The 14,823-nt window shown below is 62.3% G+C and carries 9 protein-coding genes; 1 reads left to right on the forward strand and 8 read right to left on the reverse strand.

Annotated features, from left to right (window positions below; genetic code table 11):
• Positions 1-48 precede the first annotated feature (48 nt).
• Genes glgX through AS026_RS31140 form a run of 6 tightly spaced genes read right to left on the reverse strand, consistent with a single transcriptional unit; the run spans position 49 to position 11,059 of the window.
• A complete protein-coding gene (gene glgX, locus AS026_RS31115) occupies positions 49-2,016 on the reverse strand; it encodes a glycogen debranching protein GlgX (RefSeq protein ID WP_062374400.1) in 1,968 nt (655 codons plus the stop codon).
• A 9-nt stretch (positions 2,017-2,025) separates the two neighbouring features.
• Positions 2,026-3,657, reverse strand: coding sequence for an alpha-D-glucose phosphate-specific phosphoglucomutase (locus AS026_RS41460; RefSeq protein WP_062374403.1), 1,632 nt, complete (start codon positions 3,655-3,657; stop codon positions 2,026-2,028).
• Positions 3,658-3,663: 6 nt separating this feature from the next.
• Positions 3,664-5,106, reverse strand: coding sequence for a glycogen synthase GlgA (gene glgA / locus AS026_RS41465; protein ID WP_025658932.1), 1,443 nt, complete (start codon positions 5,104-5,106; stop codon positions 3,664-3,666).
• Between the two features lie 3 nt (positions 5,107-5,109).
• Positions 5,110-6,372: a glucose-1-phosphate adenylyltransferase gene (glgC, locus tag AS026_RS31130; RefSeq protein WP_018856600.1), complete on the reverse strand. Its 1,263-nt coding sequence runs from the start codon at positions 6,370-6,372 to the stop codon at positions 5,110-5,112.
• A gap of 20 nt (positions 6,373-6,392) precedes the next feature.
• Complete coding sequence (gene glgB / locus AS026_RS31135; RefSeq protein ID WP_062374405.1) at positions 6,393-8,600, reverse strand: 1,4-alpha-glucan branching protein GlgB; 2,208 nt, start codon at positions 8,598-8,600, stop codon at positions 6,393-6,395.
• Entirely contained in the window at positions 8,597-11,059 is a 2,463-nt protein-coding gene (locus AS026_RS31140; RefSeq protein ID WP_062374407.1) for a glycogen/starch/alpha-glucan phosphorylase, read from the reverse strand. The genes glgB and AS026_RS31140 overlap by 4 nt, the downstream gene beginning before the upstream one ends.
• 38 nt (positions 11,060-11,097) lie before the next feature.
• Here AS026_RS31140 and AS026_RS41795 point away from each other — a divergent pair, with 38 nt between their 5' ends.
• Positions 11,098-11,538 (forward strand): hypothetical protein, encoded by a 441-nt coding sequence (locus tag AS026_RS41795; protein WP_131815355.1) that lies wholly within the window; start codon positions 11,098-11,100, stop codon positions 11,536-11,538.
• Here AS026_RS41795 and AS026_RS31145 read toward each other — a convergent pair.
• Both AS026_RS31145 and AS026_RS31150 read right to left on the reverse strand, forming a co-directional pair.
• On the reverse strand, positions 11,522-12,409 hold the full coding sequence (locus AS026_RS31145) for a transglutaminase family protein (protein ID WP_062374409.1): 888 nt from the start codon (positions 12,407-12,409) through the stop codon (positions 11,522-11,524). The genes AS026_RS41795 and AS026_RS31145 overlap by 17 nt on opposite strands.
• Positions 12,406-14,823, reverse strand: coding sequence for a circularly permuted type 2 ATP-grasp protein (locus tag AS026_RS31150; RefSeq protein ID WP_062374411.1), 2,418 nt, complete (start codon positions 14,821-14,823; stop codon positions 12,406-12,408). The genes AS026_RS31145 and AS026_RS31150 overlap by 4 nt, the downstream gene beginning before the upstream one ends.

A 14,823-nucleotide genomic window follows, 5' to 3' on the forward strand; every position in this document is an offset into this window, starting at 1 on the left:
GGGATTGTGACAATTGCGACAAGGAATTGCAGGCAGGGGCCTGGCCGGTCAACTTCCGAGATAGAAAGCGACCGAACGGCGCGGCACGATGGCCGATGTCGCGGATTTTTCCTGACCATTGGGGGCGAGAAGCCGCCATGAGGACGGCCCGGGCAATGCAAAAATTTCCTCGCCGCCCGAGCGATTGAAAAGCACGGCCAGCCGTGCGGGCTTTCCGCCCTGCCCATCGCGCGTCGACAGCACCATTCCAAGCGTGGAAAAGTTCGGGGTCTCCCACTCCTGCACGCTCATCGGCTGGCCCGAAGGCGATATCCATTCGACGTCGCCATGGCCATCGAAGAAACCCGTTTCCGAGAACACGGAGAAGCGCTTGCGCAGGCTTGAGATGAAAGCGGTATGGGCGATGAGCTCATCGTCGAGCGCCGCCCAGTCCATCCACGTGATCTCATTGTCCTGGCAGTAGGCATTGTTGTTGCCGCGCTGGGTGCGGCCTGCTTCGTCGCCTGCCGTCAGCATGATGCTGCCGCGCGTAGCAAAGAGCGTGGAGAGCAGCGCCTTCAGGTCATCGCGGCGTCTGCGAATGATATCGGGGTAGTGCGTTTCGCCCTCGGCACCGTTGTTCCAGGAGTGGTTCTCGTTGTGGCCGTCGCGGTTCTGCTCGCCGTTCGCCTCGTTGTGCTTGCCGCTATAGGAGACGAGATCGCGGAGCGTGAAGCCGTCATGGGCGGCAAGAAAGTTGACGCTGCGCGTCCCGGTCGCACCGTTGCGGGAAAATATGTCCGAGGAGCCGGCCAGCGCAGTTGCGAGCGGTCCGGTCTTGTGATCGTCGCCGCGCCAATAGCACCTGACGTCATCACGTACGCGGTCGTTCCACTCGAGGAAGGGGGCTGGGAAGTTACCGAGCTGGTAGCCGCCAGGACCGATGTCCCAAGGCTCGGCGATCATGACGCGGTCCGACAAGACGTCATCGGCGAGTATTGCCATCAACGTTTCGCTGTTGGCCTCGAAGCCACCAGCGGTTCGGCCAAGAACGGGGGCAAGGTCGAAGCGGAAACCGTCAACGCCCGCGCCGAGCACGAAGTGGCGGAGACTGTCGATGATCAGTTGCCTGACATAGGGGTTATCACAGGCGACGGTGTTGCCCGTTCCGGTATCGTTGACCAATTCGCCTGGCCGGTCGGTCAGATGCCGATAGAAGGAGAGGTTGTCGAGGCCGCGCAGCGACAGCGTCGTGCCAAAGCGGTCGCTTTCGCCGGTGTGGTTGAAGACTAGGTCGAGGACGACACCAATGCCTTCGGCGTGGAGCTTCGCCACTGTGTCGCGGAGCTCCGCCATGCCGCCGGGCACGAGCCGCGGGTCGAGCGCCATGAAGGCGACGGGGTTATAGCCCCAGCCGTTTCTGAGGCCGAGCGGCGGCAGGTGGCGCTCGTCGATCCAGGCGGTGATCGGCATCAACTCGACCGCATCCACGCCGATGCGCTTCAGATGCGCGATCACGGAAGGATGCGCCAAAGCCGCGACGGTGCCGCGCTGCGCTTGGGGAACATCCGGATGCAGCATGGTGAACGGTCGGACGGCAACCTCGTAGATGAAGCCACCCGGCTTGAAGAGCGGCTTTCCCGGCTTCACGGGGACATCGCGGGTGACGATCGCCTTCGGCACGAGGTGCTGCGTCTCGGCGCCGGAGGTGCCGAGCAGGGGATCGTAGTGGAAGGGGCGATCGAGTTCCTTGGCGTAGGGATCGACCAGCAGCTTCGACGGGTCGAACCAGAGGCCGTCGTCGGGCGCATAGACGCCGCCGGCGCGGTAGCCGTAGCGCGCACCTTCCTTCAAGCCGTCGACGAAAAGGCGATGAACATCGTCATCGCCTCGTTTCATCGGCAAGCGGGCCAGTTCCTTGTCGTCGTCGCCGAACAGACACAGCTCGATCTGTCCTGACTTGCGCGACCAGACGGCGAAATCAACGCCGGTCTCGAGGATGGTTGCTCCGCCTTGCCCGGGTCTGCCCGCCGCCATGCCGTTCGGTCAGGTGATCACGGAAGGAGCGTCACGGCCCGTGCGGCTGCGAATGCCCGCGATGGTCTCGGCGGCAGCAACAAGATCGGCGAGCGCTTGCTGCGTCTCGATGTTGTGGCGGGTCGAATCCGCCTCGTACCGCTCGAGATAGACACGCAGCGTGGCGCCGGATGTGCCGGTACCGGAGAGACGGAAGACCACGCGCGAACCGCCTTCGAACAGGACGCGAATGCCCTGATGCTCGCTGACCGACTTGTCGACCGGGTCGTGATAGGCAAAGTCGTCGGCCTTCTCGACCCTCAGCGGGCCGAAGCTCTGGCCCGGCAGCGACGCAAGCTGGCTGCGCAGGTTTGCGATCAGGCCGTTTGCCGCGTCGGTATCGACGCCTTCATAGTCGTGGCGCGAATAGTAGTTGCGGCCGTAGGTCTGCCAGTGCTGGGTGACGATGTCCTGAACGCTTTCGCCGCGAACGGCAAGGATGTTCAGCCACAGCAGAACCGCCCAGAGGCCGTCCTTCTCGCGCACGTGGTTGGAGCCGGTGCCGGCGCTTTCCTCACCGCAGATCGTCGCCATGCCGGCGTCGAGCAGGTTGCCGAAGAACTTCCAGCCGGTCGGCGTCTCGTACATGCCGATACCGCGGCGCTCGGCGACGCGATCTGCCGCGCCTGAGGTCGGCATGGAGCGAGCGATGCCGGCGAGACCCCCGGAATAGCCGGGCGCGAGGTGGGCGTTGGCGGCAAGGATCGCGAGGCTATCGGAGGGTGTGACGAAGATGCCGCGGCCGATGATGAGATTGCGGTCGCCGTCGCCGTCGGATGCCGCGCCGAAGTCGGGCGCATCATCACTCATCATCTCGTCGTAGAGTTCCTTGCAGTGAACCGGGTTCGGGTCCGGATGGTGGCCGCCGAAGTCGGGCAGCGGCATGAAATTGCGGACCGAACCGGACGGCGCGCCGAGACGGTTTTCGAAGATTTCCTTGGCATATGGGCCGGTGACGGCGCTCATTGCGTCAAAAGCGATGCGGAATCCGAGGCTGATGAGGTTGCGGATCGCGGGGAAGTCGAACAGCTCTTCCATCAGAGCCGTGTAGTCTTCCACCGAATCGAGCACCGAGAGGATCATGCCGCCCGGCAGTTCGTCCTTGCCGATGCGGTCGAGGTTGACGTCCGCGAAATCGGCGATCTTGTAGGTGTCGATCACCTTCGTGCGCGCATAGATCGCGTCGGTGATCTTCTCCGGCGCGGGGCCGCCATTGTTGATATTGTACTTGATGCCGAAATCTTCGGTTGGACCGCCGGGATTGTGGCTGGCCGAAAGGATGATGCCGCCGAAGGCCTTGTATTTGCGAATGATGTGGGAGGCTGCCGGGGTCGACAGGATGCCGCCCTTGCCGACGATCACCTTGCCGAAGCCATTGGCGGCGGCCATCTTGATCGCCTTCTGAATGACTTCCCGGTTGTAGTAGCGTCCGTCGCCGCCGATGACGAGGCACTTGCCATGAAAGCCTTCCAGCGAATCGAAGATCGACTGGATGAAGTTCTCGGCATAGTTCGGCTGCTGGAATACCGGAACCTTCTTTCGCAGGCCGGAGGTACCGGGCTTCTGATCCTGGTAGGGCGTAGTGGGTACGGATTTTATCATTTTCTCTCACTTGCCTTTAGGGGCGAGGCTTGAATAGAGGGCGGCATAGCGCTCGGCGCTCTTCTCCCACGAAACATCCGATTTCATGCCCTGCTTTTGCAATTGGGTCCAGACTTTTTGATCGGCGTAGAGATGTAGCGCGCGGCGGACCGCCTGCAACAGACCGGATGGAGTTACAGGCGAGAATTGTATCCCGGTTGCCGCTTTCGCCGCAAGCGCGGCATGGTTGGCGTCAATAACGGTGTCGTTCAACCCGCCGGTGCGGGCAACGATCGGCACGCATCCATAGCGCAATCCGTAAAGCTGCGTCAGGCCGCAGGGCTCGAATCTGGACGGGATGATGATGGCGTCGCAACCGGCCTGCATGAGATGGGACATCGGCTCGTTGTAGCCGATGGAAACGCCGATCCGCCCGGGGTGACGGGCGGCCGCGGCAAGCAGCGCCCCTTCGAGCGCCGCGTCTCCGGAACCCAGAATGGCCAGCTTGCCGCCCATGTCGACGATCTGGTCGGCGGTGGCGGCGATGACATCCATGCCCTTCTGCCAGGTCAGGCGGCTGATGATGCAGAAGATCGGCGCGTTGTCGTGGTGAAGTCCGAAGAACTCAGCGATCGAGCTGCGGTTTTCGACGCGGCTCTTCAGAGTGCTGCTGTTGTAATGCGTGTGGACAACCGGGTCGGTCGAGGGGTTCCAGACGTCGGTATCAATGCCGTTGACGATGCCGTGCAGTGAATCGATTCGGCTTGCGATGACGCCCTGGAGACCCATGCCGAACTCGGTGGTCAGGATCTCGCCGGCATAAGAGGGGCTGACAGTGGTGATGGCGTGTGCAGTCTGCAGGCCGCCCTTCAGGAAGCCGATATTGCCGTAATATTCGATGCTTTCCGTTGCGAAGGCGTGCGGCGGCAGACGAAGACCCGGAAAGATATCGGCGCCGAACTGCCCCTGGAAAGCAATGTTGTGGATGGTCAGGACGCTCGGCAATTCCGGCGTCGGATTGTAGCGCATGTAGACCGAGGTCATCGCCGACTGCCAGTCATGCGTATGCACGAGGTCCGGCCGCCAGTCCGGCATCAACCCCGCGGCAATCTCGGCGCCGGCCAGGGACAGAGCCGCGAAACGGCGCCAATTGTCGGGGTAATCCTTGCCGGTGGCGTCGAGATAGGGGCCGCCCGACCGGTCGTAATAGGCGGGGGCGTCGAGCACGAGGATATCGAGCCCGTCGTGCTTGACTTCGAGCACGGTTGCCGGTTCGCCGAGCAGATCGTCGAATTGGAGTCGGACTACAGGATTGCGGATAGCCCTCATGACGGCCGGATAGCCCGGCATGAGGGTCTTGGTTTCGATGCCGAAACGCTCAAGGGCGATCGGCAGGGCACCCGCCACATCGGCGAGGCCCCCTGTCTTGACGAGCGGGAAGACTTCGGACGAAACCGAAAGAACTTTCATGGCTTACAGGCCCAGCTTGTCGATCATCGGTTGGGTAATGAGGCAAATGCCGCCCTCGCTGCGGCGGAAACGCTTGGCATCTAGAACCGGATCCTCGCCGACGATGAGGCCTTCAGGAATGACGACTCCGTGGTCGATCACGACGTTTCTGAGTTGGGCGTGCCTTCCGATCTTGACGCTCGGGAGAACGACGGCACCTTCGAGCTTGGAGTAGGAATTGGCGCGAACGCCGGTGAAGAGGAGGCTCTTGTTCAGCGTTGCGCCGGAAATGATGCAGTCGCCCGCGACGACGGAGGATGTGGCAGAGCCGCGGCGGTCTTCGTCGTCATGGACGAACTTCGCCGGGGGCGAGATTTCTGCATAGGTCCAGATCGGCCAGGACTTGTCGTAGATATCCAGTTCCGGAACGATCGCGGTCAGGTCGATGTTGGCCTGCCAATAGGCGTCGATCGTTCCAACATCGCGCCAGTAGGGCTCGTGCTCGAAATCCGACCGGACGCAAGAGTTGGCGAAACGATGGGCGACGGCCTTACCGTTCTTGACGATGTAAGGGATGATGTCCTTGCCGAAATCCTTGCTGGAGTTCGGGTCAGCGGCGTCGCGGCGCAGTGCGTCGATCAGGAATTTCGTGTGGAACACGTAGATGCCCATCGAGGCAAGCGCGAATTCCGGCTTGTCGGGAATGCCCGGCGGATCGGCGGGCTTCTCGACGAAGTCGATGATCCGGTCGGTCGTGTCGACGTGCATGACGCCGAAGCCGACGGCTTCCATGCGCGGGACTTCCAGGCAGCCGATCGTGACGTCGGCGCCGGAATCGACATGCTGCTGCAGCATGTATTCGTAGTCCATCTTGTAGACATGGTCGCCGGCGAGGATGACCATGTATTCGACGCCATAGTCCTCGATGATGTCGATGTTCTGGTAGACCGCATCGGCGGTGCCTTCATACCACTGCGTCTCCGAGACGCGCTGGGAGGCTGGCAGAATGTCGAAGCTCTCGTTCCGCTCGGGGCGGAAGAAGTTCCAGCCGCGCTGCATATGGCGGATCAGCGAGTGCGCCTTGTACTGGGTGGCGACGCCGATGCGGCGGATGCCCGAGTTCAGCGCGTTCGACAGCGCAAAGTCGATGATGCGGGTCTTGCCGCCGAAATAGACCGCCGGCTTGGCGCGGCGATCGGTGAGTTCCTTCAGGCGGCTTCCCCGACCACCTGCGAGAACATAGGCCATTGCGTCGCGGGCAAGTGGCTGAACACGTTTTTCTACCATTTTTATCCTCCCACCAGTCGTCAGTTCTCAGGTTCAAGCATGATCGTCGCCAGAGGCGGCAAGGTGATCGATGCGGCGATGGCGCCACCGGCGTTGACGGCCTGCACGCGGCCACCATTGCCCTTGCCGCTGCCGCCATAGATGTCGGCATCGGTATTCAGTATCTCGCGCCAGCGCCCCTCGGTCGGCAGGCGCACGGAATAGTTCTCGCGATAGACAGGCGTCAGATTGCAGATGACGGCGACCGGCTTCTCTCCTGGCGCCTTGCGCAGCCAGGCAAAAACGGAGTTCTCGTGGTCGTCGGCGATCAGCCATTCGAAGCCATCGCCCTCGCAGTCGCGGGCGTGTAGGGCCGGCTTGCTGCGGTAGGTGAAGTTGAGGTCGCGCACCAGCCGGCGCATGCCCTCGTGCATGCGGTACTGCAGCAGGTTCCAGTCGAGCGAGGTTGCCTCGTTCCACTCGCTCCACTGCGCGAATTCCTGACCCATGAAGAGCAGCTTCTTGCCCGGATAGCCCCACATGAAGGCGTAATAGGCCCGCAGATTCGCAAATTTCTGCCAGTCGTCGCCGGGCATCTTGGCGATCAGCGAGCCCTTTCCGTGCACCACCTCGTCATGGGAGAGCGGCAGCACGAAGTTTTCCGAATAGGCGTAGAGCAGGCCGAAGGTCAGCTCGTTGTGATGATGCTTTCTGTGGATCGGCTCACGGCTCATGTAGCTCAGTGTGTCGTGCATGAAGCCCATGTTCCACTTGAAGCCGAAGCCGAGGCCGCCTTCATGCACCGCCTGCGACACCTTCGGCCAGGAGGTCGATTCTTCGGCGATGGTCATGACGCCTGGATGCTCGGCGTAGATACGGGTGTTCATGTTCTGCAGGAAGCGCACAGCCTCCAGGTTCTCATTACCGCCGTACTCGTTCGGGATCCATTCGCCGTGCTTGCGGGAATAGTCGAGGTAGAGCATCGAGGCCACGGCATCGACGCGCAGACCATCGAGATGGAACTTCTCGGCCCAGTAAAGCGCGTTGTTGACCAGATAGGAAACGACTTCGGTGCGCCCGAAATTGTAGATTGCCGTATTCCAGTCGGGGTGGAAGCCCTGGCGCGGGTCGGCATGCTCGTAGAGCGCCGTGCCGTCGAACCAGCCGAGACCGTGTTCGTCGGTCGGGAAATGGGCTGGCACCCAATCGAGGATGACGCCGATGCCGACCTTGTGGCAGCCGTTGACGAAGCGGGCGAAACCCTCCGGCTCGCCGAAGCGGGCGGTCGGCGCATAGAGCCCGGTCGTCTGATAGCCCCAGGAGGGATCATAGGGATGCTCGGTAATCGGCAGGAACTCGATATGGGTGAAGCCCATGTCGACGCAGTAGGGGATTAGACGGGAGGCAAGCTCGTCCCAGGAGAGGAACGAGCCATCGTCGCGCCGCTGCCAGGAGCCGGCATGAACCTCGTAGATCGAGATCGGCTGACGACGCTTGTCGGTTTCGCTCCAGTGCTTCAGATGCGCTGCGTCGTCCCATTCCTGCAGCAGCTCGGATGCCGCGACCGAGGCCGTCTGCGGGCGTAGTTCGCTGCGTCGGGCGAAAGGGTCGGCCTTTAGCGGCAACAGCACACCGTCGTGGCCGCGGATTTCGAATTTGTAGGCGACACCGGTCGGAACGTCAGGAGCGAAGATCTCCCAGATACCGGCGCTGGAGCGGAAGCGCATTACATGGCGGCGACCATCCCAGCCATTGAAGTCACCGACAACCGAGACACGCTGAGCATTCGGCGCCCAGACGGCGAAATGGATCCCCTGCGCGCCCTCGTGCTTGATCCAGTGTGCGCCCATCTTGTCGAAGAGGCGCAGATGGGAACCTTCCCGCACGTAATAGTCATCCATCGGGCCGAGGACGGGTCCGAAGCTGTAAGGGTCGGTCACCGCCCATTCGGCATCGCCGCGTCGAGCGCGATAGCGCACCGGCTGCTGCTTCGTCACCGAAACCTCGCCGGCGAAAAAGCCGTCAGAATGCTGCTGCTTCAATTCGCCGATGACGCTGCCATCGAGCGCCATCGCGGTCACCTCTTCGGCGCCCGGAATGAAGCAGCGGGTGACGTAGGCGTTTCCCGATTTGTGAACGCCGAGAACGGCGAAGGGATTGGAATGCGACCCTGCGAGGATTGCCGCTATCTCGTCTGCCGAAATCTCCCAGGGAAGTCTGACTTCAGGGGTGGCTTTCGGCGCTTTCATCCGGCTCTCCAGATTTCCTTGGCATATTGCCGTATCGTGCGGTCGGATGAGAACCAGCCCATCCGAGCCGTGTTGCAGATCGCTTTCTTGTTCCACGCCGACGGATCGGTCCAGAGCTGGTCGATATCGCGCTGCGCCTGCGCATAGGCATCGAAATCGGCCGCAACCATGAACCAGTCATGCGCGTAAATGCCTTCGATCAGCGCCGCGTATCGGCTTCGATCGTCGTGCGAGAAGACGCCGGAACTGATGGCCTGGAGTGCCTGAGACAGTTCACGCGACGCTTCGATGATGGCGCGGGGATTGTGGCCATCTGCACGGGCGGCGGCGACTTCGTCGGCACGCAGGCCGAAAATGATGATGTTGTCCTCGCCGACATGGTCGCGCATCTCGACATTGGCGCCGTCGAGTGTCCCGATCGTCAGCGCGCCGTTCAGCGCGAACTTCATGTTGCCGGTGCCCGATGCTTCCATCCCAGCAGTCGAGATCTGCTCGGACAGATCGGCGGCCGGCACCATGACCTCGGCCAGGGAAACGTTGTAGTTCGGCACGAACACGACCTTCAGCAGGCCGCGGACGGCCGGGTCGTTGTTGATCGTGCGGGCGACGTCGTTGATCAGTTTGATGATCAGCTTGGCGTTATGGTAGCTCGGCGCCGCCTTGCCGGCAAAGAGCTTGACGCGCGGCACCCAGTCCAATTCTGGATGTGAGCGGATCTGGTCGTAGAGCGCGACGGCTTCGATAATGTTGAGCAGCTGCCGCTTGTACTCGTGGATGCGCTTGATCTGGATATCGAACATAGCCGACGGATCGAGTTTGATGCCCATGCGGCTGGCGACGAGATTGGACAAGGCCACCTTGTTGGCGCGCTTCACCGCCGCGAACTTCTCCTGGAAGCTTGCATCGTTCGCGAACTTGTCGAGCGGCTTCAGCTTTTCGGCGTCATCGAGGAAGTCGTCGCCGATCGTTTCGCGGATCAGCGAGGTCAGGCTGGGATTGCACTGCTGCAGCCAGCGGCGCGGCGTGATGCCGTTGGTCTTGTTGTTGATGCGGTCGGGATAGAGCTTATGCAGGTCGGCAAAGACGGTGACCTTCATCAGGTCGGTGTGCAGAGCCGAAACGCCGTTGATCGAATGAGCGCCGACGAAGGCGAGATTGCCCATGCGTACACGGCGCTCGCCGCTTTCCTCGATCAGGGAAATCGAGCGGATTTCCGTTTCGGAGAAGGTCTTGGTCTTGCGCGCCTCCAGCAGGACCTTGGCGTTGATCGCGTAGATGATCTGCATATGCCTCGGCAGCAGGCGCTCGAACAGTGGGATCGGCCAGCTTTCCAGCGCTTCTGGAAGGAGGGTGTGATTGGTGTAGCCGATCGTGCCGCGGGTGATGTCCCAAGCCTGGTCGAAGTCGAGACCATGCACGTCGCACAGCAGGCGCATCAGTTCCGCGACCGAGACCGCTGGATGCGTGTCGTTCAGTTGGACCGCCACCTTGTCGGGCAGCGAGGTGAAATCGTCATACTGCTGCAGGTGACGGCGCAGGATGTCCTGCAGCGAAGCGGAGGAGAAGAAGAATTCCTGGCGCAGGCGCAGTTCCTGGCCGGCCGGCGTCGCGTCGGCTGGATATAGAACGCGCGTCAGGCTTTCGGCCTTGTTGCTCTCGCGCAGCGCGCCGATATGGTCGCCGGCGTTGAAGGCGTCGAGCAGGATCGGGTCGATCGGCTGCGCGGACCAGAGGCGCAGCGTGTTGACGCGCTTGCCGCGCCAGCCGACCACCGGAGTGTCGAAGGCGGCGGCGATGACACGCTCGGCGGGTTTCCACACATAGCGCGGCTCGCCCTCGGGGCTATTGACCACGTCGACGGTGCCGCCGAAGCCGATTTCGTAAGCGCTCTCGCGACGCTCGAATTCCCAGGGATTGCCGTGCGCCAGCCAGCTTTCCGGCAACTCCACTTGCCAGCCATCGGCAAGCTGCTGCCGGAAAAGACCGTGGACGTAACGGATACCGTAGCCATAGGCCGGGACATCGACGGTCGCCATGCTTTCCATGAAGCAGGCGGCGAGACGGCCAAGGCCGCCGTTGCCAAGAGCGGCGTCAGGCTCGAGGCCGGCGATGACAGAGACATCGACGCCGAGCGAGGCGAGCGCGTCGCGAACCTGTTCCATGAGGCCGAGGTTCGAGACGGCGTCGCGCATCAGGCGGCCGATGAGGAATTCGAGGGAGAGGTAGTAAACGCGCTTGTCGCCTGTTGCGTAGACCTTGCGGGTCGACTCCATCCACTTGTCGATGATGCGGTCGCGTATGACGAGGATGGTCGCCGTCAGCCAGTCATGCGGCTTGGCGACCTTCGCATCCTTGCCGATGCGGTAGGTCAGGCGTTCGATGATTTCTTCGGCGAGAATTTCCGGCTTGGAGCTGCGCGGCGCGGGGGAGGGGATTGTCGGCTTCGAAACGGTGTTCATCGTCAGTCCTCGCCAATTCTGTTTGGTTTCAGTACGTTATGCCAATTTCAATCGGTTTGCCGCGCACTAAACACGCAGTTTATGCATCGTTACAACGCACTTGCAACAAAGGAATTACCCAAACGAAAAAATTGCCGAGGCTTGGCGCACCGCTGCGGAAAGAGCTTGATTTCAATCGGTTTTCCGAATTTGATATGCGCGTTTTTGCAGGCAAACGAAAAGCCGCTCCGGTTTGTTCCGGGGCGGCTTTTGTTGTTTGCGGGTCCTTGCTGTTACCAGTTCGTCAGGCGGGTCGCGAGCTCGTCGCCTTGGCGGCCATGGCCGAAGTCCGCAACCAGCTGAGCCATGCTATTGGGCTGATAGGCGTTGCTGGGGATGGTCCCGCAGGAGGCAAGGAGGTCCTTGACCTTTTGCGGCACCATGAACGCCACGGTAAAGATCTGAATTCTATCGGCTATTCAATTATCCCAACGGAATGACATCCACGGCCTGGACAGCGCGTTGGCCGCCGTAGCTCTTCAGCACGCCGATGACCGGGGCGACGTCGGCGTAGTCGCGGCCATAGGCAACGACGATGTGGTCGGTGCCGGCCGGGATGTTGTTCGTCGGATCCAGTTCGACCCAGCCGATCGTTTCGCCGCACCAGACCCTCACCCACGCATGCATGGCGTCCGCCCCCTCCAGCCGTTCCTTGCCGGGCGGCGGAATGGTGCGCAGGAATCCGGAGACATATCCGGCGGGAATGCCGAGGCTACGCAGAGCAAGGATCATGACATGGACGAAGTCCTGGCAGACGCCGCGCTTTATTTGGAAGGCTTCAAGCGGCGTCGTATCGACGGTCGTCGCTTCGGCATCATAGGTGAAATCCTGATGGATTTTCGCGCATAGCGCAGTGGCGATCTGCAGCACGGTCAATGACGGTTCGGCGCAGGCCTTCGCATAGTCCGAGATCGCGCGTGTTTCCGAAAGGCGGGGGCTATTGCCGAGGAAATGATGCGGGGCGTCGGGCTTCAGCGACCAGACGCCTGCGACCTCATTCGGAAGCTTTGCGAGCACGGGGGAAAAATCCGCTGCGATCGAATGGCTCTCCACCTGCACGCGGGCATGCATGCGGATATCCAGCTTTTCATGCGGCGCGCGCAGCATGAAGGAAGTCGCGGGGTGCTCGAAGAAATCGACGAAGTGCGCCTGTTCATCCGGCGTCGGCGAAACCTTGATCGAGCCGGCCACCAGCCGTTGCCGGTTCGGCAGCGACAGCGGCATCAGCCGCATGATGTGGCGGGCGCCAGAGGCCGGCGTGTCGTAGATGTAGCCCATGTGCAGCGAGAGATCGTAAAGCACCTGGGTCATCCGAGATATGTGTGGGCAAGGAGGTCGGACAGATGCTCCAGCTCGCGTTCGAGGCGGCGGTAGACATCGACGCTCATCGTCTCCGGCGTCATCACGGCAAGGCCGGAGTGCAACCGCATCGCTTCGCGATAGAAGGGCGACATCTGGCCGTTGACGAGTGCGTTCGGGAGCTGCTCCACCTCGCGGTGGATCTCGTTCATCTGGAAAAGAATTGAGCGTGGATTGAGCGGATCGAGCGCGAGCAGATCGGTGACCGTGAGGCGAGCGGTGTTGACGTTGTAGCGGCGGCGATGGGTCATGACGCTGTCGCCGATCTCCAGCAGCATGTCGAGCGCGCCATCAGGGGCGTCCGGCCCCGACATGTGCCCGAGCAGCCGTGTCATGTGCAGCCCGCGCTCGATATGGCGGCCGAGCGAGAGGAAACGCCAGCCGGTGAAGCGATACATGTTTTCGTGCACCAGACCGGCGAAGCCCGCGAGCTTGCGCAGCAGAATCGTCATCGCGTGGCTTGCATCGTCGCCGGGAGAAATCGTCTCGTGGAACCGTCGCGCCGTCTTGGCGAGATCAGTGAGCGCCAGCCAGCCATCCGGCGAGAAACGGTCGCGAATGTTGCTGGCGGAATAGACGGCGCTGTCGATGTTGCGCATTAGCGTATCCGGGACTGCTTCCTCGGTGTCGATGTCGACGGCGGCCAGATAGGCTGTCACGTCGGCCAACAGGGGCTGGTTCGGATCGGCGGCTTCCGCAAAGCGGGCGTGCCAGGCGCGCAGGATGCGCAGCGCCCCTTCGGCGCGCTCGATGTAGCGGCCGAGCCAGAAGAGATTGTCGGCCGCGCGGCTCGGCAGGCTGCCCGGCATGTTGCGGGTGAAGCTGCCTTCCGCCGGCAGCAATGTGTGCTGCTCCACCGGCTTGTCGCTGACGATCCAGACGTCGGCGGCGGCACCACCCGATTGCATGGCGATGGCCGAAACATCGTCGCTGCCGCCGATGCGGGCAAAGCCGCCCGGCATGATCTGCCAGCCATTGGCCGTACGGGCGGCAAAGACGCGCAGCGACATCGGCCGCGGCGTCAGCTTGCCGTCGATCCAGGCCGGGGTCGTCGATAGCGTTACGACTTCCTGCCCGGCAAGTTTGGCGCCGTCGGAGTTCAGCCAATCGCCGATCGAATCCTTGGTCGTGGCGCGCAAGGTCGAGCCGAGCACGGATTCGCCCCTGTCGTCGAAGAACGGTGCGCGCGAATAGGCCGGACCGATCACCATCTTTTCGATGTTGGCCGCCACATGCTCGCGTTCGCCCTTCTGGCCGCACCACCAGGTGGCGATCGAGGGGAGCTTCAACTCTTCGCCAAACAGACGACGACAGATGGTCGGCATGAAGGCGAGCAGCGCGCGTGTTTCAATGATGCCGCTGCCGAGTGCATTGACGATGGTCACGCTTTCGGCGCGCAGAGCCTCGACGAGGCCGGGCGTGCCGATATGTGAATTCTGGTTCAGTTCCAGTGGATCCGAATAGGCCGAATCGAGGCGACGCCAAAGCACGGTGATCGGCTTCAGGCCCGACACGGTGCGGACCATCACCTTGCCGTTGACGACAGCCAGGTCTTCGCCCTCGAGCAGCATGAAGCCGAGATAGCGGGCGATATAGGCGTGCTCGTAATAGGTTTCGTTGGCGGGGCCTGGCGTCAGCACGGCGATGCGGTCGTCGCCGCTGTGCTTCATGCCCTGCAGCGCATCGCGGAAGGCGCCAAAGAAGGAGGCGAGGCGATGAACCGGCGTCTCGGCGTATATATCGGAGAAGGCGCGGGTCGTCGCCACGCGGTTTTCAAGCGCAAAGCCGGCGCCAGACGGCGCCTGCGTACGGTCAGCGAGGACCCACCAGTTTCCGTCAGGACCGCGGCCGATCTCGAAGGCGCAGAAATGCAGGTAGTGACCGCCGGCCGGGGTGACGCCGACAAGCGGACGCTGGTATTCGGGGTTGGCAGCGATCAGGGCCGGTGGCAGCACGCCCTCCGCGACAAGGCGATTTTGGCCGTAGACGTCGGCAACGATCGCTTCCAGCAGGTCGGCGCGCTGGACGAGCCCAGCCGAGACCGCCTCCCATTCGCGCGCATCAATGAGGACCGGAACGTGCGAGAGGGGCCAGGAGCGCTCGGCGCTTCCGGTGCTGCCGTAGGCTCGGTAGAAAACGCCGGCGTCGCGCAGGTAACGGTCGGCGCGGGTGAAGCGTTCGGTCAGCTCCTTTTCGGGCATTCCGCTCAGATGCGAAAAGAAGCGCTGCCAGACCGGGCGGATGGCGCCGTTGGTGTCGACCATCTCGTCGGCGACGCCGGGCAGAGGAGTATAGCCAAGCACGGCATCGTTTCCGGTGCGGATCGCTGGCTCTTCCCTCAGTTCTGCCGTCGGTTTCTTGCCCAT

Source organism: Rhizobium altiplani, assembly GCF_001542405.1.
GTDB lineage: Bacteria > Pseudomonadota > Alphaproteobacteria > Rhizobiales > Rhizobiaceae > Rhizobium > Rhizobium altiplani.

Bases quoted from the DNA above. Each gene is read 5' to 3' on its own strand.
- glgX (WP_062374400.1), bottom strand. From the start codon at position 2,016: ATGGCGGCGGGCAGACCCGGGCAAGGCGGAGCAACCATCCTCGAGACC.
- AS026_RS41460 (WP_062374403.1), bottom strand. From the start codon at position 3,657: ATGATAAAATCCGTACCCACTACGCCCTACCAGGATCAGAAGCCCGGT.
- glgA (WP_025658932.1), bottom strand. From the start codon at position 5,106: ATGAAAGTTCTTTCGGTTTCGTCCGAAGTCTTCCCGCTCGTCAAGACA.
- glgC (WP_018856600.1), bottom strand. From the start codon at position 6,372: ATGGTAGAAAAACGTGTTCAGCCACTTGCCCGCGACGCAATGGCCTAT.
- glgB (WP_062374405.1), bottom strand. From the start codon at position 8,600: ATGAAAGCGCCGAAAGCCACCCCTGAAGTCAGACTTCCCTGGGAGATT.
- AS026_RS31140 (WP_062374407.1), bottom strand. From the start codon at position 11,059: ATGAACACCGTTTCGAAGCCGACAATCCCCTCCCCCGCGCCGCGCAGC.
- AS026_RS41795 (WP_131815355.1), top strand. From the start codon at position 11,098: ATGCCAATTTCAATCGGTTTGCCGCGCACTAAACACGCAGTTTATGCA.
- AS026_RS31145 (WP_062374409.1), bottom strand. From the start codon at position 12,409: ATGACCCAGGTGCTTTACGATCTCTCGCTGCACATGGGCTACATCTAC.
- AS026_RS31150 (WP_062374411.1), bottom strand. From the start codon at position 14,823: ATGGGCAAGAAACCGACGGCAGAACTGAGGGAAGAGCCAGCGATCCGC.